We start from the raw sequence: 24,317 nt of genomic DNA on the forward strand, positions 1-24,317 counted from the left end.
ACGACGAAGGAGCGTAGCCGTGAGCTGGTTAGAGGATCGGACGGTGGCCGTGATCACCGGTGCCGCTGTGGGGGACGCGCTCGGTGGCGCCACCGAGGGCTGGACGCCGCAGCAGATCGAGGAGCGGCACGGGGGCCGTGTGCGCGGCATCGTCGGACCCTGGTACCCGAACTGGCAGGACGCGCGCCCCATCGCGCCGTACCACAAGGGCGACGGGCACATCACGGACGACACCCTGATGACCAGGGCGCTCGTCGAGGTGTACGCCAAGCGGCGCGAGCACCTCGACGCGTACGCGATGGCCGAGGACCTGGTGCCGCTGATGATCGGCGAGCCCCGGTGGATCCCCGAGCTCGAGTCGACGGCGCTGCTGCTCCAGCGGGTGTTCCTCGCCGAGAAGTGGCTGGTGGCCCGGCTGCACTACGGCCACGTGGACCCGCGCGAGGCCGGCGTCGGCAACGTCGTCAACTGTGGTGCCGCCATGTACGCGGCCCCGGTCGGGCTGGTCAACGCGGGCGACCCGCGGGGCGCCTACGCCGAGGCGATCGACCTCACGGGCGCTCACCAGTCCAGCTACGGGCGCGAGGCGGCGGGGGTGTTCGCGGCGATGGTCGCGGCGTCCGTCGCCCCGGGCGCCACGCTCGACGACGTCGTCGCGGCGGCGCTCGACGTCGCGCACGACGGTACTGCCGCAGCGCTCCGCGCGGTGGTGGAGGCCGTAGAGGGCTGGCCGGCCGCACCGCGGACCGACGACGAGGAGCGCGAGCTGGCGCGCCTCGTCCGGGAGACCGTGGCGCCCTACGACTCGGTCGGGCCGGAGTACCGGCAGATGTCGATGGACGCGCGCCGTCCCTCGCGGACCAAGTCGATCGAGGAGCTGCCGGTCGCCCTCGGGCTCCTGCTCGCGCACCGCGGCGACTACCGCGGCGCCGTGCTCGCCGCCGTGAACTACGGCCGCGACGCCGACTCGATCGCCGTCATGGCGGGCGCCGTCGCGGCCGGGCTCGGCGGGAGCGGCGTCGTGCCCGCCCAGTGGCTCGACGAGATCGAGGCCGCGAGCAAGATGGACGTCCGGGAGACCGGCCGGCTCATGGCCTCCGCCGCCGCCGACATCCTGCGCGCCGACCGGGAGCGGGCCCTTGGCCGGCTGGCGGCCATCGACGCGGTGGCTCCGGACGCGGCCGGTGCCGCGGTGGCGGGTGGCCTCGGATGAGGCTGACCTGGGCCCAGCCGGAGGACCTCCTGGCGCACGAGCTCGTGCAGGCGGCGGACGAGGGCAAGGACGTGGCCGACGTCCGCGACCGCTGGGTCGCGGCCGGCGGCGACCCGACGCCGGCGGTGAGCGGCGCCGGGCCGGTCCCCGCGTCGCCAGAGCTCCGCGCCCTGGCGAGGTCGCTGCTGGCGGAGCTGGACGCCCGGCCGGCGCCGTCGGCCCCCGAGGAACCGGACGGCTGGGCCGAGATCGAGGCCCTGCTGCCGCCCGCACCGGTGCTGCCCAGGCGGCCGTCCGGCTCCGGCGGGCCCGACGCCGCCTACGCCGCCCGCGTGCAGGGCGCCTGGACCGGACGCGCGGCCGGGTGCCTGCTCGGCAAGCCCGTGGAGAAGATCCCCCGGGAGGGCATCGAGGAGATCCTCCGGTCGACCGGCCGGTGGCCGCTGCGGCGGTACTTCACGGCGGCAGGGCTGCCCGACGACGTCGCGGCGCGCTGGCCCTGGAACCGCCGGTCGGCGCCGACGTCGCTCGAGGAGAACATCGACGGGATGCCGGAGGACGACGACCTGAACTACCCGATCCTCGCGCTCGCGCTCCTCGAGCAGCACGGTCGCGGGTTCACCACCGACGACGTGGCGCAGCTGTGGCTCGACAACCTGCCCGCCGGCCGCACCTTCACGGCCGAGCGCGCGGCCTACCGGAACATCCTGGACGCACGGCCGGTGCCCGAGACGGCGACGCACGACAACCCGTTCCGCGAGTGGATCGGTGCGCTCATCCGCACCGACCTGCTCGGCTGGACCGCACCGGGCGACGTCCGCGAGGCGGCCCGGCTCGCCTGGGCCGACGCCCGGCTCAGCCATACCCGCAACGGCACCTACGGCGCCCAGTGGGCGGCAGCGCTCGCCGCGGCGGCGATGGTGTGCGACGGCGTGGACGAGGTGCTCGACGCGGCCGACGCGGTGGTGCCGCCGGGGAGCCGCCTGGCCGCCGCCGTGCGGCTCGGCCGCTCCCTCGGCGGGGACTGCGACGGGAGCGAGGCGGGCGTCCGAGCCGGTCTCGACCGGCTGCACGCCGAGTACGGGCACCTGCACTGGGTGCACGTCCTGAACAACGCGGGGGTCATCGCGTTCGCGCTCAGCGCCGGCCGCGGCGAGTTCGGGCCCAGCGTCTCGATCGCCGTCACCGCGGGGTGGGACACCGACTCGGCGGCGGCGACCGTCGGCGGGGTGGTCGGCGCGCTGCGCGGGGTCACCGGCATCGGTGACCAGTGGACCAGGCCCCTGCACGGGCGGATCGCGACGTCGCTCCCTGGCGGATCGCAGCGCATCACCGACCTCGCTGCGCGCACCGTCGCCCTCGCGGGGCCTCCCGGCGGCGCCGCATGAGCGCCGGACGGGACCCGGCGGTCGGCCGGGTCGTGGTCGTGGGGTCGGCGAACGTGGACCTCGTCGTCGACGTCCCGCGTCACCCCGCGGGCGGCGAGACGATCCTCGGCGGAGACCTGCGCCGTTCGCCGGGCGGCAAGGGGGCCAACCAGGCCGTCGGCGCGGCGCGCGCCGGGGGAGCCGGCACCACGTTCGTCGGCGCGCTCGGCCAGGACGAGTCGGCTGAGCTGCTGCTCGCCTCCCTGGTGGGGGCAGGGGTGCGAACCGACATCGTCGAGCGCGTCGGGTCCCCGACCGGCACCGCGCTGATCACCGTGTCGCCCGACGGCGAGAACGCGATAGTCGTCGCGCCAGGGGCCAACTCGCACGTCCACATCGGCGGGGCACAGAAGGACCGGATCATCGCCGCCGACGTCGTGCTCGCGCAGCTCGAGATCCCGCTCGACGCCGTGGTGGCGGCCGCCCGGGCACGCCGCGACGGGGCGCTCTTCGTCCTCAACGCCGCGCCGTCGCGCGAGCTGCCGGACGAGCTGTGGCAACAGCTCGACGTGCTCGTCGTCAACGAGCACGAGGCCGCCGACCTGGTGGCCGGCCTGCCGTCCGCCGCGGACGACAGCGGCACGGCAGACGCCGCGACGCCGGAAGCGCTCGCGGCGGCCCTGCTGCGCCGGGTGCGCGCCGTGGTCGTCACGCTCGGCGGCCAGGGCAGCCTCGTCGCCCGACGCGGCGTCCCCACCATGCACGTGCTCGCCGCCCAGGTCACGGCCGTCGACACCACGGGAGCCGGCGACACCTACTGCGGAGTGCTGGCCGCCGCCCTCGCCCGGGGCGCCGACCTCGTCGACGCCGCACGCCTGGCCGGGGCGGCCGGGGCGCTCGCCGTCACCCGGCCCGGGGCGCAGGACGCCGTGCCGGAGGCCGCCGACGTCGCCGCGCTGGCCGAAGAACTGAGAGAGGCACCATGACGTACACGTTCGACCCCCTCGTCCCGCGGCCGATCGACCGGCCGACCGAGGTCGCCGTCGGGCCGCTGACTCCGCAGGCGAGCGCGGCCCTCGACGAGGCGAAGATCTTCTCCGGACCCGCCGACCCGGCCGACCGGCCCGCCTGGCGCGAGACGCTGCGGGCCTGGCGGGCGGACGCCCGCGACCGGCACGGCTACGCGGGCGCCGCGTACGCCCGGCCCGAGGCCGCGTGGGCCGCGCGCTGCTCCACCGTGGCGCAGGTGTGGCTGTGGGACGAGCTGCTCTACTCGTTCGTGGAGGGGCGGTTCACGCCCGAGCGGTTCCTGGCCGACGCCGGCGAGCGCTTCGGCGGGCTGGACGCCGTCGTGCTGTGGCACGCGTACCCGGTGATCGGGCTGGACGACCGCAACCAGTGGGACTTCTACCGCGATGTGCCGGGACTGGTGGCGCTCGTGGAGGCCTTCCACGAGGCAGGCCTGCACGTGTTCGTCGACTACAACCCGTGGGACGTCGGCACCCGGCGCGGCGCCGACGACGTGACCGAGCTGGCCGCAGTGGTCCGCGAGCTCGGGGCGGACGGCGTCTTCCTCGACACCCTGAAGAAGGCCGAGCCGGAGCTGGTCGCGCGGCTGGAGGAGGCACGCCCGGGGATCGTCCTGGAGGGCGAGTCGAAGCTGGCGGTCGAGCGCATCGAGGACCACTCGTCGTCCTGGGCGCAGTTCTTCGCCGACTCGCCGGTGCCCGGCGTGCTCCGCGCGCACTGGTACGAGCGTCGCCACATGCAGCACCACGTGCGGCGCTGGCACCGCGACCACTCCGAGGAGCTGCAGTCCGCGTGGCTCAACGGCGTGGGCGTCATGGTGTGGGAGGTCGTGTTCGGCGTGTGGGTGGGCTGGTCCCGGCGTGACGCCGCGACCGTGCGCCGCCTGGTGTCCGTCCAGCGCGCCGCGGGTGACCTGCTGCTCGACGGTGAGTGGACGCCGCTGGCCCCGCTCGCCGCCGAGGCTGAGGCCGCCGGGGTCTACGCGTCGCGCTGGGAGCTCGACGGCGTGACCCTCTGGACGCTCGTGAACCGCGGCGAGGCCGACTACACCGGCCCGGTGCTGGCCCCTGACACGTCGAGGGTGGTGGTGCCAGGGCGCGGCATCGCCGCCCTGGTGCAGGTGGACGCAGCGGAGCCCGCATGGCTGCCCGGCCTGCTCGACGCGCTGGCGGACCTGCCGCACGACGCCGACGCCCGGTTCCCGCACCGGATCGCCCGCCGCGTCGGTCTCACCGACGTGTCTGACGTACAGGTCACCGCGGTGACCTCGGCTTCGGACACGGACACGGACGCCGTCGTCGTGCCGCAAGGTTCCTACGTGCTGACCGTGCGCTACCGCGCGCGGGAGACCGGCATGTACCAGGGCGCGCCGTACGTGGACGAGTGGAAGCCGCTCCCGCCGCGCCTGCACGACGCGCGCACGCTCCAGCGCGACGGCGTCCTCGCAGCGCCCGTCGCCGTCGCGGCGAGCGAGGTGACGAACGCGCAGTTCGCCGAGTTCCTCGACGCCACGGACTACGCGCCCGCGGAGCCGCACCGGTTCCTGGCGCACTGGTCTTGGGCGCACGGTGCCGACGGCCGTCCCGATGCCGGCACGGAGCAGCATCCGGTGACCTTCGTCGACCTCGACGACGCCCGCGCGTACTGCGCGTGGCGCGGCGGCCGGCTGCCCACGGAGGACGAGTGGCAGCTCGCGGGCGAGGCGCGTCCGGCGCTGTTCGGGGTGGACCGCCCCGGGCTCGCCGTCTGGAGCTGGACGGAGAGCGAGCACAGCGACGGCCGCACCCGGTTCGTCATGCTCAAGGGCGGCAGCGACTACCGCGCCGAGAGGTCCGACTGGTACGTCGAGGGCGGGCGGCACGCGCCGGACTACTCGGTCAAGTACCTGCTGCCGGGCCTCGGGCTCGCCCGGAGCGCCACCGTCGGGTTCCGGTGCGCGTGGGACCTGCCGGTCTCGACCGATCTTGGGGAGGCGACCGCATGAGCGTCTCCCGCGACCCCGCCGGCGGCGCCCTGGCCGGGCTGCGCGTCGTGGACGCCTCGACCCTGTTCGCGGGGCCGATGGCGGCCATGCACCTGGGCGATCTCGGGGCCGACGTCATCAAGGTGGAGCACCCGGCCAAGCCCGACCCGTCGCGCACGCACGGGGCGGCGAAGGACGGCGTCAACCTCTGGTGGAAGACGCTGGGGCGCAACAAGCGCACCATCACCGCCAACCTCGGCTCGCCGGGCGGGCGCGAGGTGTTCCTGGCGCTCGCCGAGCAGGCGGACGTGGTGATCGAGAACTTCCGGCCCGGCACGCTCGAACGCTGGGGCCTGGGCTACGAGGAGCTGTCGGCCCGCAACCCGCGCCTCGTGCTCGCTCGGGTCTCGGGGTTCGGCCAGGTCGGGCCGTACCGCACGCGCCCAGGCTTCGGCACGCTGGCCGAGGCGATGAGCGGGTTCGCGGCGATGACCGGCGAGCCAGACGGCCCGCCCACCCTGCCGCCCTTCGGCCTTGCCGACGGCGTCGCGTCGCTCGCCACCGCGTTCGCGATCATGACGGCCCTGTCGGTGCGTGAGCGCACGGGGAGCGGGCAGGTCGTGGACACCGCGATCGTGGAGCCGATCCTGGCGATGCTCGGGCCGCAGATCACGCGCTGGGACCAGCTGGGCACCGTGCAGGCGCGGACCGGCAACCGGTCCGGCAACAACGCGCCCCGCAACACCTACCGCACGAGCGACGGGCACTGGGTGGCGGTCTCTACGTCGGCCCAGTCGATCGCCGAGCGCGTGGTGCGGCTCGTGGGCCGGCCCGACCTCGTCGACGAGCCGTGGTTCGCGCGCGGCGTCGACCGGGCGTTGCACGCGGACGAGCTGGACGAGGCGGTCGGGGGCTGGATCGCGCTCCGCACGCGGGACGAGGTGGTGGCGGCGTTCGAGGCGGCGCAGGCCGCCGTCGCCCCCGTCTACGACGCGCGGGACATCGTCGAGGACCCGCAGTTGCAGGCGCTGGGCACCCTGCACGAGATCGATGACCCCGAGCTGGGGCCGATGCTGATGCAGGGGCCGCTGTTCCGGCTCTCCGAGAACGACGGCGTCATCCAGTTCACGGGCCGGCCGCACGGCGCGGACACGGACCTCGTGCTCGGTGAGCTGGGGTTCTCTCCCGAGCGCATCGCCGAGCTGCGGGGGGAGGGGGCGGTATGAGTGATCCTGCTGGGCCTGCCGGCGGTCGCACGTCGCTGACCCTGCTGTACGTGCCGGGCGACCGGCCCGACCGGGTGACCAAGGCCCTGGCGTCGTCGGCCGACGCGGTGCTGGCCGACCTGGAGGACGCCGTCGCGCCGTCGCGCAAGGAGGAGGCGCGGGACAACGTCGCGCGGATTCTTGCTGACCCGAGCGGCCGGGCCGTCCAGGTGCGGATCAACCATCCGAGCACGCCGTGGCACGCGGACGACGTCGCGATGGTCGCGGCGCTGCCCGTGGGGGTCGGCGCACGGGTGCCCAAGGTCGAGTCCGTCGACGAGGTGCGGGCGCTCGCGGCCGCGCTGCCCGGCCGGGCGCTGCACCTGCTGGTCGAGTCGGCGCTCGGGGTAGAGCGGGCGTTCGAGCTGGCGACGGCGTCGCCGCAGGTCGCGTCTCTGGGGCTCGGGGAGGCGGACCTGCGCTCCGACCTGCGGGTCGACGGCGACGAGGGGCTCACCTGGGCGCGCGGCCGCGTCGTCGTCGCGGCGCGGGCGGCTGGGCTGCCGTCGCCGCACATGTCGGCGTACACCAACGTACGGGACCTGGACGGGCTGGCGGCGTCGTGCCGCACCGGTCGCGGGCTCGGCTTCAGCGGCCGGACGGCGATCCATCCTGGGCAGCTCGACACGATCCGGGCTGCCTTCCTGCCTTCTGCCGACGAGGTCTCCGCGGCGCGAGACGTGCTGGAGCGGGTCGGGAGCGCCGCCGTCGAGGGTGTGGGCGCCGTGGCGCTGGCGGACGGGACGTTCCTCGACGTCGCGATGGTGGAGCGGGCGCGGTGGGTGCTGGAGCTGGCCTCCGCCGGGTAAAGCCTTGCCGTGTGATGCGAGGGTGGCGAGGTGACTGATCGAGAGACACTGGCCGGCTGCCTGCTGATCACCGGGACGCCCGGGGCGGGGAAGACCACCGTCTCGCGGCTGGTGGCCGAGCGGTTGCCGCGAGCCGCGCAGGTCGACGGGGACGTGTTCGGGATCATGCTCGTCAGCGGTAGGGCGAACATGCTCGACGACGACGGCCGCTGGGCTCCCGGGCCCGAGGGGCAGCGGCAGCTACGGCTCCGGATGGTGAATCTGTGCTCCGTGGCCGACAACTTCGCCGAGGCCGGGTTCACGCCGGTCGCCGACTCGGTGGTCGAGACGCGTGCGGAGCTGAGCTTCATCGCCCGGCGTCTGCGGGCGCGGCCCTTGATGCTGGTGGTGCTGTGCCCGCCGCCGGACGTGGCGCGGCACCGGAACGCGACCCGCGCCGTAGAGACCCGGGTGGACTACGACTTCGCCCCGCTGGCGCGGAACCAGCGGCGGGAGCTGGGCGACCTCGGCTGGTGGCTCGACTCCGGGGAGCAGACGCCTGAGGAGACCGCCGAGGCGATCGTGGCCGAGGCCGCACGGCGCGCCGTGGTGCCGGAGGCTACGTTGCGGGCGCAGGGGTGGGCCGGCCGGCTGACCTGACGTTTCTGCTGTCGGCAGATGGGGACCGGTCGGCGAGCGATGCGAACGGGTGTGCCATATGGTGGTGACATGACATCAGCGATGAGTGCACCAGGCGTGGGCGACCGGCCCTCGGGTTCGGTGCTGCCCATCGGTGAGGGAACGGTCGTCCGTGCGGCCGACGTCCGAGCGGTTCGCGAGCACCTGGCCGCCATGATCCTGCCAGGCGGGGCTGACACGGACGGCCCGGCGTCGAAGCAGGTGCTGGCCGAGTGGATCGACCTGCTCGGCGAGCTCGAGGCGGTGAAGAACACCGTGGCCGCAGCACAGGGCCGGTTGGCGGTGGCCTTGGACGAGGCCACCCGGGCCGAGGAGGCCGCGCAGGGCATCCGAGCCGAGCGGCAGGGCCGTGGGGTACCCAACCAGGTCGGTGCGGCGATGCAGCTCAGCCCGCACGCGGGCGGCGCGTTCCTCGGTACGGCTCGGGCGTGGGTCACGGAGATGCCGCACACCTTCGACGTGCTGCGGACCGGTGCGCTCTCGCAGTGGCGCGCGACGCTCCTGGTGCGCGAGACCTCTCACCTCTCGCCGGAGCACCGTGCGCAGATCGACGAGCAGATCTGCGGACCCGCGAACCTGGCGGCCCTGGCCCGGACGGGCACCAAGCGGCTGATCGCCCAGATCAAAGAGCTGGCGGCCACGCTCGACGTCCACGCGTGCGTCAAGCGGAACGCGAAGGCCGTGACGGAGCGGCGCGTCTCGGTGCGTCCGGCGCCCGACCTGATGGTCTACCTGACCGCGCTCGTGCCGATGGCACAGGGGGTGCAGGCGTACGCGCAGCTCAAGGCGCACGCCGACGCCACCAAGGCTTCCGGCGACGAGCGGGCTGCCGGGCAGATCATGGCCGACACCCTGATCGAGCGGGTCACCGGGCGGGAACCAGGCAAGGCCGACGACGTGCCGGTCACGATCAACCTGCTGGTCTCCGACCAGACACTGCTGGCAGGTGGTGACGAACCTGCCGTGGTGCCGGAGGGAATGCCTGCGGGGGCGGGCACGGTCCCCGCGCCGGTGGCGCGGAACCTCGCGGCGCACGGGATCGACGCCGACGTCGCCTGGCTCCGTGCGATCTATGTCGACCCCCGGGGCCGCCTGCTGGCGACGACGTCGGCGTCGCGGTTCCACCCACAGAGCCTCGCCACCCTCCTCCGTGCCCGGGAGCAGGGCATCTGTGGCACACCGTGGTGCGACGCCCCCGTGCGGCACATCGACCACGTCCTTCCGCACGCCGAGGGCGGCGAGACCAGCCTGGCGAACGGTCAGGGCCTGTGCGCCCGTTGCAACCATGCCAAGCAGGCGCCCGGATGGCGGCAGAAGGCCACTGAGATCGACGGCCGGCACGGTGTGGAGACGGTCACGCCCACCGGGCACACCTATGCCTCCGTGGCACCCGCACCGCCCGAACCGGTCCGCGAGGCCGCTCCAGGGTGGACCCCGGCGGTCGGCATGGGCTCACCCGGCAGTGGTCGCGTCCCACGCAGCCGGTACTCGATCGGGTGCCATACCGGACCCCGCCACGCCGCGATCGCCTACCGGCCCAGATCGCGACGACGAACTCGTCGCCGTAGCGGCCGGGCCGACATCTCGTGGGAGCACGGCCCCGTGACTGGTCGTGCCCGTCAGGGCACCAGGGCGATCCGCCCGAACACCGTGCCGGCATCCATCTGACGGTGTGCGTCGGCGGCCTGTTCCAGAGGCAGGACGTCGTGCACGACGGCGTGCAGCTCGCCCCGCGCAGCGGCGGCGAACTGTGCGGCCCGGACTGCGTCCCTGTCCGGTGTGGGAACGGTGTCGAGGCTGAACGTAGCGACCGAGCGAGACTGCTGGAAGGCGCTCACGAGTCGCTGGCCGAAGTCCGCCGGCGGCATGCCGGTGATCGCGCCGACCACGACCAGCCGCCCGTTCGGCGCGAGCCGGTCGATGAGCTCCGGAGTACCGGGTCCACCCACGATGTCGATGATCACGTCATAGGACGCCGGCGCGTCCGGTCCGCCGTCGCCGGAGCGGTCGAGCACGTGCGTCGCCCCGAGCGCACGGAGCCGGTCGCCGCGCTGGGGCGACGACGTCGTCACCGCGACGGCGCTCGCGCCACCGCACGCCGCCAGCTGGACGGCAGGGATGCCGATGCTCCCCGCCGCGCCGCGGACGAGCACCGACTCGCCGGCCGCGAAGTGCGCGTGGGCGAGCGCGAAGTGTGCGACGGGCCCAGAGCTCCCGAGCGTCACCGCGTCGATCGACGAGAGCCCGTCGGGGAGCGCGTCGACGTCGGTCACCTGCGCGAGCGCCTGCTCGGCGTAGCCACCACCGGTGCCGGTGAACGCCCACACCCGGCGACCCAGCCACGACCCGTCGACGTCGGCGGCGACCGCTGTCACCGTCCCGGCGACCTCGCTGCCGGGGATCAGGCCCGTGGTGAACCCGTACCCGGCGAGGGTCCCGCGGCGGATGACGGCGTCGACGCCGCCCACCCCGATCGCCTCGGTCTCGATCACCATCTGCCCTGGCCGTGGGGTCGGCACCGGGACGTCGGTCACCGCCATGCCGCTCGGGTCTCCGAACTGCTTGATCGTCACTGCTCGCATCGTTCGTCTCCTGTGCTGCTTGCTGTCTGCGCTTTCGCGGTGACGCTAACGGACGGGGGCGTCCACTTCGGGAAAGTGAGAGGGGTGACCGGCTGATTGCTTCAGTTGCCCACCCGCTGGTCTCGAGGGGGCCAGACGGCCCGTCGGCACGGGCCGCGGTGCACCAGCTGCGCCAGGAGCAGCTCCACGGTCCAGGGTCGCCAAGGCGTTCACCCACATCCAGCACGAGCGGCTGCGCGGTGCCGGCCGACCAGCAGGGCATCCCGATCGGGTGGCGCTGGCGGTGTCGAGCGACTACCCGGAGGCCGTCGACCTCGTCACGCGGCTGTACGACCAGCTCGGATTGGACACGGTGGACCACAGCCCGCTGAGTGAGTCCTGGCGCAACGCGCCGGGCAGCCCGCGTGGGTCCGCTCCGGATGGCAGAGCCGCGAGGAACTCCTCCTCAACCTGAAGCGAGCGAACCCGGTCATCCGGGGGCGACGGGGTTCGGCTTCGACAGGTGTCGCAGTGACAAGGTCCTGGGACGCTGTCCCCATGACCTTCGCCGACCTCCACCACGGCCCTCACCCCCTCCTCCTCCCCAACGCCTGGGACGTCGCCTCCGCCCTGGCGTTCGCCGAGGCCGGGTTTCCCGCGGTCGGCACCACGAGCTTCGGCGTCAGCGCAGCCGTCGGTACGCCCGACGCCGGCCGGACGAGCCGACGGGCCACCGAGGAGCTGGTCCGTCGGCTGAGCGCGCTGCCCGCCTACGTCACGGCCGACCTCGAGGACTGCTACAGCGACGACCCGGCCGAGGTCGCCGACTTCGTCGCCTTGCTTGCCGACACCAACCTCGCCGGCATCAACATCGAGGACTCCACGTTCGGCGAGCTCACCACCCCGGCGGCCCACGCCGCCAAGGTGACGGCGATCAAGGCGGCGACGCCGGACGTGTTCGTCAACGCACGCGTCGAGACCTACTGGCTGAACCAGGACGCCACCGTCGAGGCCACCCTCGACCGGGCCCGCGCCTACGTCGACGCCGGGGCGGACGGCATCTTCGTGCCCGGCGCGACCGAACCCGACGTCCTCGAACGCCTCGCGAGCGCGCTCCCGCTGCCGCTCAACGTCCTCGCGGTCCCCGGCCTCTCGCTGGAGCGGCTGGGCGAGCTCGGCGTCCGGCGGGTCAGCACCGGGTCCTTGCCCTACCGCGCGGCGATCGACGCGGCCGTCGCCGTCGCGACCGCCGTCCGGGACGGCGGCGCGACGCCGTCGGCCACGCCCTACCCGCAGGCGCAGGCGCGGCTGGAGCGGTACGCGCAGCGCGGGGGAGACCAGCGCTGAGGTCGCCCGAGGGGCGACCCGTCCCGCCGATCAGCTCCGACCGAGAACCTCCACGTTCAGGATCGTGCCGCCAAGGCTCCAACCGCCGTCGGCGACCTCTTCGAGGATGACGAGCGTGGACTGGCGTGCCCGCTCGCCGTACACGTCCGCGAAGGCGTCGGTGACGGCGTCCTGCAGCTTCTTCTTCGATTCCGTGGTGAGGGTGTCCGCTGGCACCTTGAGATTCGCGAACGGCATGGTCGTCCCTTTCTGAGTCCGGCTACGGCCACGGTGTGGTGGCCTGACGCCGTCCACTCTGCCGGGCACCTGCCGGAGGCGGGAGAGGACCCTGGGTCGGGGGACCGGCGATCCCTGGTGCGCCGTCGTGAAGCGACAGGATGCGAGCGGCACCCCGGCGCGGCACGGTGGGAAAGCCGGTGAGGCAGCCCGCCGTCGGCCCCTACCCCAGGGACGTCGCACCGAGGGAAGGAGCGCGACATGGTCCAGCAGACTGTCGCCGATGTCATGACCCCCGAGCCGACCACCATCGGCATGTCCGAGACGCTCGAGACCGCTGCCCGGACGATGGCCGCACAGGACGTGGGCGCACTGGTCGTGCAGGCCGGGACCACGACCGTCGGCATCGTCACCGACCGGGACCTCGTGGTCCGCGGCCTGGCCGAAGGGCTCGGGCTCGAAGCGATGGTCGGTGAGGTGGCGAGCGAGGAGCTGATCTCGATCGGACCCGGCGTCCCGGTCGAGGTGGCGGTCGAGCTGATGCGGGTCGCCGCCGTCCGGCGGATCCCCGTGATGGACGACGACGTGCCGGTCGGGATCGTCTCGATCGGCGACCTCGCGGTCGAGCGGGACCCGATGTCGGCGCTCGCGGAGATCTCCGAGGCGGTTCCGAACGACTGAGCGCCGTGCAAGGCTGCTGAACGTGAGCGACTTCCGGCAGTCCTTGACGCCGGCCCGGCCGTCTGGCGTGCTCTCCGCCGTCTACCGCGCCTGGCTGAGCCACCCGCGATGGTCGCTCGCGGTCAAGGGCGCGGTCGCGGCGAGCCTGGCCTGGTCCGTGGGGCTCGTCGCGCCCGCGCCGTTCGCCGAGTACCCGTACTACGCGCCGCTGGGGGCAGTGCTCGCCACGACCAGCACGGTGGTGCGCTCCGTCCGTGACTCCCTCCAGTCGGTCGCCGCGGTGCTGGTGGGCGCGATCATCGCCCGTGCGGTGGCCCTGCTGCCCCTTCCCGGTCCGCTGGAGCTCACGGTGGTGGTCGGCCTTGCGCTCCTGTGCGTGGGCTGGCGCATCTTCGGCGAGATGGGTAGCTGGGCAGTGATGTCCGCCATCTTCGTGCTCATCCTCGGCAGCGGGGACGGGGCCGACTACATCGGCTCCTACGCCGGGCTGATCGTCGTGGGCGCCGCGATCGGCATCGGTATCAACCTGCTGCTCCCGCCCCTGCCGCTCACCCCGTCGGAGCTCGCGCTCGGCCGCCTGCGCGACGGGCTCGCCGAACAGGTCGAGTCGCTCGCGGGCTGGCTGGAGAACGAGGGGCCGCTGGCGCCCGACGAGTGGGAGCGCCGCCGCCAGCAGCTGGTCCCGACGGTCGAGCGCGCGCGGACCGCCGTCGCCCAGACCCGCGAGGCCTCACGCGCCAACGTGCGCGTGCGGTACAAGGGCAACCAGCACTGGGTGGACTCCCAGACCCGCCGCGCCGGTGCGCTGGGTGTCTCGGCCGACGTGGTCGACGAGATAGTGCGCCTGCTCGTCGAGTGGGAACGGGAAGGACGTGACGACGTAGCGCTCGGGCAGCAGCTGAGACCGGAGTTCGCCAGCACCCTGCGGGCCCTCGCGGAGGCCCTGCGCACAGCGGTGACCCGAGACGCCGGCAACGACACCGACGCTGCCAAGGAAGCCGCCAAGGAGGCTGCCGAGGCGGTCGACCGGCTCGACGAGTCGATCGAAGGACTCCGCCAGGTCGTCCGCACCGCCCAGCGCTCGTCCGAGTACGACTACTTCGTGGCGGGCGCCCTCATCGTCAAGCTGGCCCGCGGCGCCGACGCCCTGCGGGCCTGACGGCGGGAGCCGCCGAGCGGCAAGCGAGCCGTCACCGCGTTACGTTGGGAAAGGTCGAGAAGCGGCTGCCGATCAAACCTGCCGAGGTGTTCCGTGAAGGCCCTTTTCCTCAGCTGCACGCTCAAGCCGTCCCCCGAACCGTCCAACACCGAGACGCTCGCGGCGGTGGTCGCCGACGCCCTCCGGGAGCGTGGCGTGACCGTCGACCACGTCCGGCTCGCCGACCTCGACGTCCCGCCAGGAGTCGTCACCGACCTGGGCGACGGCGACGCCTGGCCCGGCGTGCACGAGCAGCTGCTGAACGCCGAGATCCTCGTGGTCGTCACCCCGACCTGGATCGGACGACCCTCCTCCATCGCCCAGCGCATGCTCGAACGCATGGACGCGATGATCTCCGAGACGGCCAAGGACGGCACCCCGGTCGCCTACAACCGGGTGGCCGGCGTGGTCGTGACCGGCAACGAGGACGGCGCGCACCACGTGATCTCCGAGATCAACGGCGCGCTCGTCGACATCGGCTACACCATCCCCGGCCAGTCGTGGACCTACTGGAACCAGGGTCCCGGCCCCGGCGACGACTACCCGCAGACCGAGCACGGGCACGAGTGGTCGCACAGCACCGGCCGCCTCATGGCGCACAACCTGTACTCCGTCGCGTCGGCGCTCGCGGCACAGCCGGTGCCGCCTCCCAAGAGCTGACGCCCACGGTCCCAGGACGCCCGAGCACCGCGACGGACGCGCATGCGAGCGGGAGATCACCGAGGCATGGTGAACGTGTCGGTGGAGCAGACCGCCGTCGGACCTACCGAGGGAGGAGAACGACATGGTGCAAACCGTCGCCGATGTCATGACCCCAGCACCGACCGCCGTCGACGTATCCGATTCGGTCCAGGCCGCCGCCCAGACGATGGCTACTCAGGACGTGGGTGCGCTGGTCGTCCAGACCGAGTCGAAGATCGTCGGGATCGTCACCGACCGGGACCTCGTGGTCCGCGGCCTCGCCGAGGGCCTCGGCCTCGACGCGACCGTCGGCCAGGTCGCGAGCGAGCAGCTCGTCACCGTAGGCCCCGGCGACCCCGTGCAGACCGCGGTCGAGGTGATGCGTGACGCCGCCGTCCGCCGAGTCCCCGTGATGGACGGCGACGTCCTCGTCGGCATCGTCGCGATCGGTGACCTCGCCGTCACCAGGGACCCGGCGTCCGCGCTCGCGGACATCTCCGAGGCGGAGCCGAACCGCTGAGCGGTCCGCCGACCGGGCTCGTTCGCCGACGCTCGGCGGACGAGCCCGGCACGTGCCACCTGACGTGAGACGACCTCGGGGCAGGCCTCGCACCACGTCCCGGTGAGGAGACGCCATGAGCCCTACACCCGTCGACCTGACCGCCACGGAGAGCGCCCGCGTGCTGGGCCGGGTGCTCGCCCCGCTGGTCGCCCAGGGCGCGATAGTGCGTCGCCCGCGAGCTACCGCCTGGGCCGAGCGGCACCAGACCGACCGCACGGCGCGCGCCGTCCTGACGGACCTGCGCGAGCGGCACGGGGGCGCGCCGCTCGTCGTGCGGATCGGGTCGCGCCGCGTCGTCGTCGTCACGGAGGCCGAGGACGTGCGCCGCCTGCTCCAAGGCTCGCCCGAGCCGTTCACGCCCGCCACGAAGGAGAAGCACGCCGCCCTCGCGCACTTCCAGCCCGAGGGCGTGCTGATCTCCTCGACCGCCGAGCGCTGGCACCGGCGGCCGTTCAACGAGGCGGTGCTCCAGACCGACCAGCCGGTGCACGACGACGGGGCCGCCGTCGTCGACGCGGTGCGCCGGGGCGCGGCACAGCTGACCCAGCGGCTGGACTCGACCGGACGGCTCGACGCCCAGAGCTTCACCGACGCGTGGTGGGGCATCGTCCTGGAGGTCGTGCTCGGCACGAGGGCCCGCGATGACCGAGAGCTCGTCGCAGTGCTCGACGCCCTGCGCCGCGACGCGAACTGGGCGTGGCTGCGCCCGCGCCGGACCCGGCTCCGCGAGGAGCTGGAGGGCCGCATCGCGTCCTACGTCCAGACTCCCGAGGCGGGCTGCCTCGCCGAGGCTGCCCACCGGCGCGGCCCCGCCACCGCGGTGGGCCAGGTGCCGCACTGGCTCTTCGCGTTCGACGCCGCCGGCGCCGCGACCCTCCGGGCGCTCGCGATGGCCGCCGCCCGGCCGCCGGTGCGGGAGCGGCTGCTCGCCGAGGCGGAGCCGGCGGGCACGTCCCCCGCGCTCCTGCCCTACGCGCGGGCGTGCGTCCTGGAGTCCCTGCGTCTGTGGCCGACGACGTTCGCCGTGCTGCGCGACTCGACCGCCCCGACGGAGTGGGGCGGCCGCACCCTGCCCGCCCAGACGGGCTTCGCCGTCGTGAGCTCGTTCTTCCACCGCGACCCGGCCCGGCTCGAGCATGCGGACGCGTTCGTGCCCGACGCGTGGCTGGACGGTCGCAACAACGCGGACTGGGGCCTGATCCCCTTCAGCGGCGGACCCGTCGCCTGTCCCGGGCGGAACTTCGTGCTGCTGGTGGCCTCTCACCTGCTCACGCGGCTGGTCGCACGGGACCTGCGGGTCGCCCGCGGGCGCTACCTGGCCCGTGATCCCGTGCCCGCGACGGTGGATCACCTGGGGCTGGGCTTCCGCGCGGCCGGCAGCGCCTGAGCCGCACGCGAGCTGGGAGAGGAGGCAGGCCCATGGCCGAGCCCGGGATGCTGCCCGGCGTGCCGCACCTGCGGTCGATCGCCGAGGTGGCGCAGCTCGTCGAGGCGGTCTCGCCGCTCTACGTGCGGTTCAGTGCGGGCCCCGTGGCCGACGCCGCCACCGTGAGCCGGGACCACGAGAGCGGGTGCCTGCTGCCGGGACTCAGCGTGAACCCGCTGACGCCGGAGCCGTGGTGGGACCGGGAGGTCGAGCACTGGCTCGCGCGGCAGCTGTGGCAGTACGCGCACCTGCAGTCACCGGAGCGCTACCCCTGGGTCCTCACCGGCGAGATCGCGGGCCGCGGGCCGGACTGCGAGCCGCTGCTGGTCGGGACCACCGCCGTCGCGTCGATCGACCGGTCGGTGGTGGACGAGGCGACGACGACGTACGCCCGGGTGTTCCGCGCGGGGGCGGACGGAAGGTGATCGACTGTTCATCGTGACTTCACGTGTCGGCCGGTGGGTATTCAGTACCGCCAGGTGAACTCGCGACATGCCTCGACATGTCCTAGTACGCCCACGTCTGCTGGCGCCTGTCGCCGCGACGCTCGGCGTCGCTCTCGCCCTCGGATCGGGCCTGCCCGCCGCCCAGGCCGCCGACCCTCTGCCCGGGATCGAGGGTGAGGGCGCACCGCGTGACCCGTACCAGATCGACTCGGCCGACGACCTGCGCACGGTCGCCGGCGCGATCAACGGCGACCCGGGGGCGTACGGCGGTCGGCCTACCGGCTGACCGCCGACATCGACTTCGGCGGGAGCACGTTCGGCGGCATCAACTCCTTCACCGGCACGCTCGAGGGCGCCGGGCACACGATCAGCGACATCGAGCTCGTACGGGACGCCTCGGCGGGCGGCGAGGCCGACCGGCTGGGCCTGATCCGCAAGCTGGACGGCGGCACGGTCCGGAACCTGAGGCTCGACGGCGTCCTCGCCGACGCCGGGACCAGCACGAGCGGCTGGATCGGCGCGATAGCCGTCGTGGCCAGCAACGCCACGCTGACCGGGAACGCGGTGACCGGGGCCGAGCTCGTCGCGAGCAGCGCCGAGAAGGTGGGCGGCATCGTCGCCGAGCTGCACGGCGGGACCATCGCCGACAGCCTTGTGACCGGCTCCCTGAGAGCGGGCGAGATGCCCGGCGGCCTCGCCGCCTACGTCAACCAGGACGCGCAGGTGCGGAACAACCTGGTGGCGGCCGACCTGTCGATGGTGGTGCCGGGCGGCGCGAACGGCACGCGCGGGAACAACGCCGGGCTGATCGCCGGCTACCCCGGCTCGCCCAACGGCAGCACGTTCGCCGGCAACGTCGCGCTGTCCGGCTCGATCGCCTACTCGGGCAAGGTCGACGGGTTCGTCGGCCGCGTCATCGGTTACACCGGGTACGACGGCTGGACGGCCGAGGACAACCTGGCCAACGCTGCCATCACCATCGAAGGGGACACGGTCGCCGGGCCGGGCACCAAGAACCAGCACGGCAGCGACACCACGGCCCAGGAGCTCGCGCAGCAGACGACCTACGAGGAGCTGGGCTGGGACCTCACCAACGCCTGGCGCTGGGACGAGGCGCTGGGCCACCCCGTGCCGCAGTACACGGCCTCCCTGTTCGGCAACGGCAGCGCAGAGCAGCCGTACGAGATCGGGTCGGCCGAGGACCTGGAGCTGCTCACCGCGCAGCTCAACGACGGCAACGCGCGCTACACCGGGGCCAAGCACTTCGTGCTGACCGCCGACCTCGACTTCGCCGGGCGCGAGCCGTTCGGCGGCATCAACCGGTTCGAGGGCGTCCTCGACGGCGCTGGGCACACGATCAGCGACCTGGTCTATGGCACGCAGGAGAGCGCGGGCGGCGAGGCCGACCGGCTCGGCCTGGTCCGGCAGCTCGCCGGCGGCACGATCCGCGGCCTCACCCTGGCCGGCGTCACGGCCGACGGGGGCTCGCGCGGCGGGCTCGTCGCCGGCCTCGCCGTCGTCGCCACCGACGCGACGCTGACCGGCAACACCGTCGTCGACGCCGACCTGACCGCCACCAGCGCAGAGAAGGTGGCCGGGCTGGTCGCCGAGCTGCGCGGCGGCAGCGTCACCGACAGCTGGGTCCAGGGCTCCATGAGCGCCCACAAGATGCCCGCCGGCCTCGTCGCCTACTCGAACGGCGCCGTGACCGTGCGCAACAACCTCGTCGAGGTGGACCTCACGGTCGCCGCGGACGGCGGGGCGGCCGGTACCCGCGGCATCGACGCAGCGCACGTCGTCGCCTACCCCGGCAACCCGAGCTCCGGCAGCTCGTTCACCGGCAACGTCGCGCTGGGCGGCTCGATCGACTTCTCGGGCAAGGTCGACGGGTTCGCGGGCCGCGTCGTCGGCTACACCGGCTACGACGGCTGGACCGCGCAGGACAACCTCGCGAACGCCGAGATCACCGTCGGCGGGCAGACCGTCGCCGGCCCGGGCACCAAGAACCAGCACGGCACCGACACGACGCCGGAGGCGCTCGCGCAGCAGGCCACCTACGCGGTCCGCGGCTGGGACTTCGTCGAGAAGTGGCGGTTCGACGCCGAGCTCGGCCACCCCGTGCCCAAGTACGTCTCGGCCGCCGAGGCGCCCAACCGGATCACCACCACGTTCTACGGCGACCCGGGCACGCAGCGTGCGTTCACCTGGTACTCGACGCTGGAGACGGACAGCGCCGTCGCCGTGCTGAGCACCGACCGCGAGTTCCCCGAGGGCTCCGCCACCGTCGAGGTCGGGGCGGAGCGCGAGGACAGCGAGGACGGTGAGACGTTCTACCGTGCGGTCGCCCGCGGCCTGCGGCCGGGCACCACCTACTACTACCGCGTCGGGGACTCCGCCGAGCAGGTGTGGAGCGCGACCGGCACCTTTGTCACCGCTGACGGCGCCACGGCAGAGGGCGGCGACGAGGACTTCACGTTCGTCGACCTGACCGACACCCAGTCGCAGAACCTGGCCGAGGCCGAGCTCTCCGCGCAGACGATCGCCAAGGCGCTCGAGCACGTGCCGGACGCCGAGTTCGTCATGCACAACGGCGACGTCGTCGAGGACGGCAGCAGGGAGCAGGACTGGAAGGACCTGCTCGACTCCGCCCGCCCGAGCCTGCTGAACACGACGTTCGTGCCGGCGTCCGGCAACCACGACCGGCACACCAACGCCTTCGCCGACCACTTCACGCTCGAGGGACCCCAAGAGCAGGACCGGTCCGACGGCGTGTACTACTCGTACACGTACAACCAGGCGCACTTCATGGTGCTCAACACCAACGAGGGCGGGTCGGAGGGCATCTCCCAGGAGCAGCTCGACTGGCTCAGGGCCGACGCCGAGGCCGCCCGCGCGGCCGGCGCCAAGTGGCTGGTCCTGACGATGCACAAGGGCACGTACACGACAGCGACCCACCTGGACGACGAGGACGTGATGGCGATGCGCCGCACCCTCGTGCCCGTGATCGACGAGCTGGGCATCGACCTGGTGCTCCAGGGGCACGACCACGTGATGAGCCGGTCGAAGGTCCTGGCTGCCGACCCCGACGGGGTGGCGGGCGCGCGCGCCGTCGAGACGACGAAGATCACCGAGGTTCGCAACGGCAAGCGCATCGAGTACGCCGTGGACCCGGAGGGCACCATCTACTTCCTGCCCAACACGGCCGGCGCGAAGCACTACACGCAGGCCACGAACCCGCAGGGCGTGGACCTCGAGCCCTACCTGCGCCTGTTCGACCGCACCGGTGAACAGGCGGGCGAGAACTTCACGGCCGTGGACGTCACGGCCGACCGCCTCACGGTGAACGTCTACGACATCCGTGACCGCGGGGTGCCGCGCCTGTTCGAGGGCTTCGGCATCGACCGCGAGCTGTCCCCGGTCGGCGCGCAGATCGACGAGCTGCCCGCCGTCGACGACGTGACGCTCGACGACTCAGCGGCGGTGGCAGCGGCGCGCGCCGCCGTGGACGGGCTCACCGAGGCGCAGCGTGGTGCCCTCACAGGGATGCCGCGGCTGGAGGCCGCGGAGCAGCGGCTGCGCGAGCTGGGCGGTCTGGTCTCCACCGACGGCAAGACGGTCGCCTGGGCCGACCCGGACGCGACCGCCCGCCAGGCGGTCACCGTACGGAACGACACCCGGTCCGACTTCACCGGTACGCCGGTGCAGCTTCGCATCCCGGCAGCGCCCGACGTCGAGCGGGACGAGCTGTCGTTCTTCGCCGCCGACGGCGCGCCCCTGCCGTTCGAGGTGGAGACCTGGCAGCCGGGCGACACCTCGACGGTGTGGGTCCGCGTACCGCGTCTGGCCGCCGGCTCGGCGCAGCAGGTGTGGGCCTACTTCGGGGGGTCGGCGCCGGCCAACGACCCGACGGCCGTGTGGGGCGAGGACTACACCCTCGTCGAGCACTTCGGCGGAGACACCGCCAGCGGTGACCGGCGCACCGACTCCACGGGCCGGCACGCCGGCCTCGTCGTGGGCGACGACCTCGCCACCGGAACCTCGGAGCGGGGCACCGGCCAGGCACGGTTCGCCGGCTCGCGCCTGCAGTACCCGGACGACGTCGGTGGTCACCACGACCGCATAGCGATCAGCGGCGTGTACTCCCTCACCGAGGAGGACCTGGCCGGGCTCGGCTCGGCCGCCCCGGTGATCGCCAAGGAGAGCAGCGACGGGCAGCACACCTTCTGGCAGGGCGTGCGGCCGGGGGAGCCGCAGGTCGGCACCCGGCTGGCCGGCAACAGCTGGGAGTTCGGCGACGTCGACCTGAGCCACCGGTTCGACTTCGCTGCCGACGGCGAGCCGCACCTGGTCACCCAGACCTACGACGGCATGACGTACTCGGTGTTCGTCGACGGCCGTGAGGTCCACAGCCAGATGGTCGAGTACCGCAGCACGTTCTCCGACCCGGCGGTGCAGACGACGATCGGTGACTACTACACGAACGACGGCAGCCTCCGGTCACCGTTCCGGGGCCTGGTCGACGAGGTGCAGATCGCCGGCGTGGCGTTCACCCCGGACTTCGAGGCCTTCCGGTTCGCGAACCTGTTCGGCGACGCCGTGACGTTTGGCGAGCGTGTCGAGCGGGCCGACGAGCCCGTGACGCTGATCGTCGGCACGCCGCGCGCGGGCAGCACGGTCGAGGCGGGCCTCGTCGAGGTCACGGGGTCGGTCACCCGCAGCGCGGTGCTCACCGCTGAGGTCGCGGGCAAGAAGGTGCACACCCAGCGGGTCGACGCCGGGCCGTTCACGGTCCGGGTGCCCGTGAACGAGCCGGGGGAGCAGACGCTCACGGTGCGCGCCGCCGCCGTCGGCGGGCCGAGGGATACTGCGGAGCCGGTCGAGGTGCCGGTCACCGTCGAGGACACGGTGGCGCCCGCCGCGCCGAAGGTGAGCGATGACGCGGAGTCGGCCTCCGGTTTGGGCGTGACCCTCTCCGCGACGCCGCGCACCGAGGACCGGGAGCGGGTCGAGGCCACCTTCTACGCCGGTCCGACCATCCCGCTCGACGACTCGAACGTCGTGGTGCGCAGCGGCAGCACCCCCGACCGGGTGCCGGACGCCCTCGAGCCCACCAGCGGGAAGGTCGGCGACGAGCTGCTGCCCACCACGGTGGGCGAGGACGAGAACCCGTTCCAGGTCTACGAGATCTCGCTGACCGAAGAGCAGGCCGCCCAGGACGAGTTCCACCTGACCTGGTCGGGGAAGGGCGACGCCCGCACCGTCTCGGCCCACGTGTACGACCACGCGGCCGGCCGGTGGCTCCTGAAGGACTCCGGGTCGGACCCGGACGGCGCCGCCGTCGCGCTGGACGTGACCGCCCGCGCCGACGAGAACGTCGTCGCCGACGGGAAGCTGCACCTGCTCGTCTGGCGCGGCCTGACAGCCCTGCCCGACGGCGAGGACCGGGACATCGAGACGCTGCCCACCGCCGACCGGTACGACTGGGCGTTCGACCACGTGCCGGACTCCCAGCTCTACGCGCAGGCGACGCCCGACCTCATGACGCACCAGTTCGAGTACGTCGCGGAGGTGGCCGACGAGCGCAAGACCGAGCTGGTCATCCAGGCCGGCGACTGGGTCAACCGCGAGTACCTCTCGCAGGAGTACCAGTGGGTGGGCGCCGAGCCGTCGGCCCGCGCGCTGGAGGAAGCCGGGCTGCCGTACCTGATCTCGTGGGGCAACCACGACTACCAGAACAACCGAAACGGCCGTGTCATGCTGCCCAAGTACTTCCCGATGGAGCGGTTCGAGAAGAGCCTCGAGGACAGCCCCTGGCGGTTCGGGGGCAGCGACAACATCGACAACTACTACTACACGGGCGAGATCGACGGGGCGCAGCTCCTCGTGCTGACGGTCGGGTTCTTCTCCGCCGACAACGCGGACGATGCCGGGCTGGCGTGGGCGAAGGACGTCATCGAGGCGCACCCCGACCACTCGGTGATCATCGCCAACCACAACTCGGTCAACCAGGGCGTGAACGGCTGGTCGAACGGCAACGTGACGCGGGAGCTGGTGGACCCGTACGAGAACGTCAAGCTGGTGCTGGGCGGCCACATCGCGGGCACCGGCGTCGCGTCGCGGGAGACCGCGGGCGGCAACCGCGCCTACGGCGTGCTGACCGACTACCAGTCGCGTGTCTACGGCGGGCAGGAGTACCTCAAGCACATCAGCGTCGACGCCGAGAACGACCTGATGTACTTCAACACCTGGTCGCCGCTGCTGGAGAAGGCGACCTCCGACGGCGGCTGGCACCACGAGGTGCCCGAGGGCGCGATCCCTGGCTTCCACGGCGACGACACGGAGAACTTCGCCCTGGAGATCGACCTCGGTGGCACGACCACGCGCACCCTGGCCGCCGAGTCGCTCACCGTGGCGGCCGGACCGAGGCAGCAGGTCGGCGACCCGCGGACGGCGGTCGGTGCCGAGCGGATGTCGGTGGTCCTTGACGACGTCGAGGGCGGCGTGCAGCACGAGTGGTACGCCGAGCTGCGTGACCCGGCCGGTCACGTGACCCGGAGCGCCGTCAGCACGTTCACCCTGCCGGAGGCGCCGTCGGCCCCTGCCTGGGACGCCGGCGCCGTGTACACGGCGGGTGACGAGGTGACCTACCGGGGCGCGGTCTGGCAGGCGTCGTGGTGGTCCCGGGACCAGGAACCCGGCAACCCGCACGGGCCGTGGCAGGAGATCGCCACGACCGACGACGGCACCGCCGTCTGGACCCCGACGCGGATCTTCGACGCCGGTGACCAGGTGGAGCACGACGGCCGGCGGTACGAGGCCACGTGGTGGACCCGCAACCAGGAGCCGGGCACCCCGTTCGGCCCCTGGCGCTGACC

The 24,317-nt window shown here is 73.2% G+C and carries 19 protein-coding genes; 17 read left to right on the forward strand and 2 right to left on the reverse strand.

The genetic code is table 11. The annotated features are described in order from the left end of the window. The first annotated feature begins 19 nt into the window (after positions 1 to 19). The 8 genes from APR04_RS01510 to APR04_RS01545 all read left to right on the forward strand — a co-directional run bounded on the left by APR04_RS01510 (position 20) and on the right by APR04_RS01545 (position 9,992). Positions 20 to 1,213: an ADP-ribosylglycohydrolase family protein gene (locus APR04_RS01510; RefSeq protein WP_253867385.1), complete on the forward strand. Its 1,194-nt coding sequence runs from the start codon at positions 20 to 22 to the stop codon at positions 1,211 to 1,213. Continuing rightward, positions 1,210 to 2,601, forward strand: a complete 1,392-nt coding sequence (locus tag APR04_RS01515; protein ID WP_253867386.1) for an ADP-ribosylglycohydrolase family protein — start codon at positions 1,210 to 1,212, stop codon at positions 2,599 to 2,601. The genes APR04_RS01510 and APR04_RS01515 overlap by 4 nt, the downstream gene beginning before the upstream one ends. Continuing rightward, on the forward strand, positions 2,598 to 3,566 hold the full coding sequence (locus APR04_RS01520) for a ribokinase (RefSeq protein WP_253867387.1): 969 nt from the start codon (positions 2,598 to 2,600) through the stop codon (positions 3,564 to 3,566). Before APR04_RS01515 ends, APR04_RS01520 begins: the two co-directional genes overlap by 4 nt. Next, positions 3,563 to 5,593, forward strand: coding sequence for an SUMF1/EgtB/PvdO family nonheme iron enzyme (locus APR04_RS01525; RefSeq protein WP_253867388.1), 2,031 nt, complete (start codon positions 3,563 to 3,565; stop codon positions 5,591 to 5,593). Before APR04_RS01520 ends, APR04_RS01525 begins: the two co-directional genes overlap by 4 nt. Next, positions 5,590 to 6,798, forward strand: coding sequence for a CaiB/BaiF CoA transferase family protein (locus APR04_RS01530; RefSeq protein ID WP_253867389.1), 1,209 nt, complete (start codon positions 5,590 to 5,592; stop codon positions 6,796 to 6,798). Before APR04_RS01525 ends, APR04_RS01530 begins: the two co-directional genes overlap by 4 nt. Further along, positions 6,795 to 7,646: an HpcH/HpaI aldolase/citrate lyase family protein gene (locus APR04_RS01535; RefSeq protein ID WP_253867390.1), complete on the forward strand. Its 852-nt coding sequence runs from the start codon at positions 6,795 to 6,797 to the stop codon at positions 7,644 to 7,646. The genes APR04_RS01530 and APR04_RS01535 overlap by 4 nt, the downstream gene beginning before the upstream one ends. 30 nt (positions 7,647 to 7,676) lie before the next feature. Next, positions 7,677 to 8,285, forward strand: coding sequence for an AAA family ATPase (locus APR04_RS01540; protein WP_253867391.1), 609 nt, complete (start codon positions 7,677 to 7,679; stop codon positions 8,283 to 8,285). 192 nt (positions 8,286 to 8,477) lie between these two features. Then, a complete protein-coding gene (locus APR04_RS01545) occupies positions 8,478 to 9,992 on the forward strand; it encodes an HNH endonuclease (protein ID WP_253867995.1) in 1,515 nt (504 codons plus the stop codon). Here APR04_RS01545 and APR04_RS01550 read toward each other — a convergent pair. Further along, positions 9,944 to 10,906, reverse strand: coding sequence for a zinc-binding dehydrogenase (locus APR04_RS01550; protein ID WP_253867392.1), 963 nt, complete (start codon positions 10,904 to 10,906; stop codon positions 9,944 to 9,946). The genes APR04_RS01545 and APR04_RS01550 overlap by 49 nt on opposite strands. Before the next feature lie 537 nt (positions 10,907 to 11,443). Between APR04_RS01550 and APR04_RS01555 the strand changes: the two genes are divergently transcribed. After that, on the forward strand, positions 11,444 to 12,232 hold the full coding sequence (locus APR04_RS01555; protein ID WP_253867393.1) for an isocitrate lyase/PEP mutase family protein: 789 nt from the start codon (positions 11,444 to 11,446) through the stop codon (positions 12,230 to 12,232). Between the two features lie 30 nt (positions 12,233 to 12,262). Here APR04_RS01555 and APR04_RS01560 read toward each other — a convergent pair whose 3' ends face one another. Next, the gene (locus APR04_RS01560; protein WP_253867394.1) at positions 12,263 to 12,469 is read right to left on the reverse strand and encodes a tautomerase family protein; all 207 of its coding nucleotides are present in this window, start codon (positions 12,467 to 12,469) and stop codon (positions 12,263 to 12,265) included. Between the two features lie 240 nt (positions 12,470 to 12,709). Between APR04_RS01560 and APR04_RS01565 the strand changes: the two genes are divergently transcribed. The 8 genes from APR04_RS01565 (at position 12,710) to APR04_RS01600 (ending at position 24,315) form a co-directional block, all read left to right on the forward strand. After that, positions 12,710 to 13,129 carry a CBS domain-containing protein gene (locus tag APR04_RS01565; protein WP_253867395.1) on the forward strand — a complete coding sequence of 140 codons (420 nt, stop codon included), beginning with the start codon at positions 12,710 to 12,712 and terminating at the stop codon, positions 13,127 to 13,129. A gap of 22 nt (positions 13,130 to 13,151) precedes the next feature. Then, complete coding sequence (locus APR04_RS01570) at positions 13,152 to 14,288, forward strand: FUSC family protein (protein ID WP_253867396.1); 1,137 nt, start codon at positions 13,152 to 13,154, stop codon at positions 14,286 to 14,288. Between the two features lie 93 nt (positions 14,289 to 14,381). Beyond that, on the forward strand, positions 14,382 to 14,987 hold the full coding sequence (locus APR04_RS01575; RefSeq protein ID WP_253867397.1) for a flavodoxin family protein: 606 nt from the start codon (positions 14,382 to 14,384) through the stop codon (positions 14,985 to 14,987). Positions 14,988 to 15,111: 124 nt separating this feature from the next. Next, on the forward strand, positions 15,112 to 15,528 hold the full coding sequence (locus tag APR04_RS01580) for a CBS domain-containing protein (protein WP_253867398.1): 417 nt from the start codon (positions 15,112 to 15,114) through the stop codon (positions 15,526 to 15,528). Between the two features lie 115 nt (positions 15,529 to 15,643). After that, complete coding sequence (locus APR04_RS01585; RefSeq protein ID WP_253867399.1) at positions 15,644 to 16,957, forward strand: cytochrome P450; 1,314 nt, start codon at positions 15,644 to 15,646, stop codon at positions 16,955 to 16,957. A 32-nt stretch (positions 16,958 to 16,989) separates the two neighbouring features. After that, a complete protein-coding gene (locus APR04_RS01590; RefSeq protein ID WP_253867400.1) occupies positions 16,990 to 17,421 on the forward strand; it encodes a DUF6098 family protein in 432 nt (143 codons plus the stop codon). Between the two features lie 67 nt (positions 17,422 to 17,488). Further along, positions 17,489 to 17,728, forward strand: a complete 240-nt coding sequence (locus tag APR04_RS01595) for a hypothetical protein (protein WP_253867401.1) — start codon at positions 17,489 to 17,491, stop codon at positions 17,726 to 17,728. A 245-nt stretch (positions 17,729 to 17,973) separates the two neighbouring features. After that, positions 17,974 to 24,315: a DUF2341 domain-containing protein gene (locus APR04_RS01600; RefSeq protein ID WP_253867402.1), complete on the forward strand. Its 6,342-nt coding sequence runs from the start codon at positions 17,974 to 17,976 to the stop codon at positions 24,313 to 24,315. Positions 24,316 to 24,317 lie beyond the last annotated feature (2 nt).

It is taken from the genome of Promicromonospora umidemergens, from assembly GCF_024171995.1.
GTDB classification, from domain to species: Bacteria; Actinomycetota; Actinomycetes; order Actinomycetales; family Cellulomonadaceae; genus Promicromonospora; species Promicromonospora umidemergens.